Raw genomic sequence first — 2,453 nt, forward strand, 5'->3', positions numbered from 1 at the left:
GTCCGCCAGAATCTGCTCTCGCTGCAGTCGACCGCGTCGCTGCTCGCCACCACCCAGAATGACCTCGCCACCGGCAACAAGGTCAATACGGCCCTCGACAATCCCACCAACTTCTTCACCGCCCAGTCGCTCAACAACCGTGCCAGCGACATTTCCAATCTGCTCGACGGCATCGGCAACGGCGTGCAGGTGCTGCAGGCCGCCAACACCGGCATCACCTCGCTGCAGAGCCTGGTCGCCAGCGCCCAGTCGATCGCCAACCAGGTGCTGCAGAGCCCGGTCGGCTATTCGGCCAAGTCGAGCGTGACCTCGGCGGCCATCTCCGGCGCGACCGCGCAGAACCTGCTCGGCACGGCGACCTCGAACAACAGCGTCACCGGTTCGGCCGTCAACAACGACAACACGTCGAGTGCGGCGGCGATCACGGCGACGACCCAGCTGGTCGGCTCCGCGAGCACCAGCTCGAACGACCTGTCGACCGCGATCACCAACGGCTCGGTCCTCACCGTCGACGGCAAGACCATCACCTTCTCGACCGGTCAGACCACCTCGACCACCGACGCCTCCGGCAACGTCACCATCGGCATCGGCTCGGGCTCGACCCTGAAAGTGTCGGACGTGCTGAGCGCGATCGACACGATCACCGGCGCCTCGACGGCCTCGTCCGTGTCGAGCGGCAAGCTCGTGGTGCAGACCGGCACGGCTCAGAACCTGGTGATCTCCGGCACCGGCAACGCGCTCGTCGCGCTCGGCCTCTCCGCCGGCACCACCAACCTGACGCCGCCCCCGCTCTCCGGCAAGACGCTGACCATCGGCGCCACCGGCGGCGGCACGCAGACCAGCATCACCTTCGGGACCGGCACCAACCAGATCTCGACCTTGAACCAGCTCAACACGGCGCTGGCGGCGAACAACCTGCAGGCCTCGATCGACACGAGCGGAAAGATCACCATCACCACGACGAACGATGCCGCCTCCTCGACGATCGGCACGGTCGGCGGCACCGCCAACGGCTCCGGCCAGGCCTTCGCCAGCCTGACGGCGGCGGCGCCCGTCGCCGACGTGACCTCGCAGGCGACCCGCGCGAGCCTGGTCGGCCAGTACAACAACGTGCTGGCGCAGATCAACACCACGGCGGCCGACGCCTCCTTCAATGGTGTCAACCTGTTGAACGGCGACACGCTGAAACTGGTGTTCAACGAGACCGGCAAGTCGACGCTGAGCATCACCGGTGTGACCTTCAACACCGCGGGCCTCAGCCTGTCGACCCTGGCCTCGGGCACCGACTTCCTCGACAACAGCTCGGCGAACAAGGTGCTCACCACGCTGAACGCCGCCTCGACCACGCTGCGGTCGGAGGCCTCCGCGCTCGGTTCGAACCTCTCGGTGGTGCAGATCCGTCAGGATTTCAACAAGAACCTGATCAACGTGCTGCAGACCGGTGCATCGAACCTGACGCTGGCCGACACCAACCAGCTCGCGGCCGAAAGCCAGGCGCTCTCGACCCGGCAGTCGATCGCGGTGTCCGCGCTCGCGCTCGCCAACCAGTCGCAGTCGAGCGTGCTGCAGCTGCTCCGCTAAGGCCGGTTGCACGCCCGAAGATCGAGACGGCGGGGTTCGTCCCCGCCGTCTTGCGCCTGCACATCGGGGAAGCAACTCGTTACCAAGCGCCCGCGGCAGGAGCGAGGCGATCGCCGGCCTAGAGCCCGGATATTCCAGCGCCGTGCCCCCGAAAGGAGACGACGATGCCGCTGAGAGTGGAGCTGAAACCGTTCGAACGCATCGTCATCGGCGACAGCGTCATCATCAATTCCGGTACCCGCGCGACCTTTCTGGTCGATGGCGAGACGCCAATCCTTCGCGAGAAGGATACCGTGACCGCGGAAACCGCGAACACGCCGGCGAGACGGCTCTATCATTGCGTTCAGATGATGTACTTGAAGAACGACGCCGCCCGTTATCGGGCATCGTATCTCGATCTCGTCAGCGAGCTCGCGATAGTTCTGCCCGACGCCCGCGCCCTCATCGACGGCGTCGACCGGCATGTCGCGGCCGGCTCGCTCTACAAGGCGCTCAAGGAAATCAGGAAGCTGATGAAACGCGAGGAAGAGGCGTCACCGGCCTGATCGCCGCGGCTCCTGCCTGCGTGTGATTTCGGCGTTCCCGTCTCTCGCTCGGCAGGCTCCTCCGTATTAGCACGGACACCGAAATTAACGGGAAGGAGAAGCTGGAGGCTGTATCGGTCGGACGAGGGCGTTCGACGGTACGGTCACAATAGCTGGTTCTTGGAAGGCGCATTGATGGACGACTTGTTGCGGGAGTTTCTGACGGAGACCAGCGAAAGCCTGGACACCGTCGACAATCAGTTGGTGCGGTTCGAGCAGGAGCCGAACAACGCCAAGATTCTGGATAACATCTTCCGCCTGGTCCACACCATCAAGGGCACCTGCGGC

The 2,453-nt window shown here is 64.9% G+C and carries 3 protein-coding genes; all 3 read left to right on the forward strand.

The features are described 5' to 3' along the window. Positions 1–1,581 (forward strand): flagellar protein (locus JOY90_RS01830; RefSeq protein WP_291689467.1); only part of this gene is annotated, 1,581 nt, incomplete at its 5' end. A gap of 164 nt (positions 1,582–1,745) precedes the next feature. Then, positions 1,746–2,126: a flagellar biosynthesis repressor FlbT gene (flbT, locus tag JOY90_RS01835; RefSeq protein WP_291689468.1), complete on the forward strand. Its 381-nt coding sequence runs from the start codon at positions 1,746–1,748 to the stop codon at positions 2,124–2,126. A gap of 174 nt (positions 2,127–2,300) precedes the next feature. Next, positions 2,301–2,453: Hpt domain-containing protein (locus JOY90_RS01840; protein ID WP_291689469.1), on the forward strand; the 153-nt coding region annotated here is incomplete at its 3' end.

It is taken from the genome of Bradyrhizobium sp., assembly GCF_019242285.1.
GTDB lineage: Bacteria > Pseudomonadota > Alphaproteobacteria > Rhizobiales > Xanthobacteraceae > Bradyrhizobium.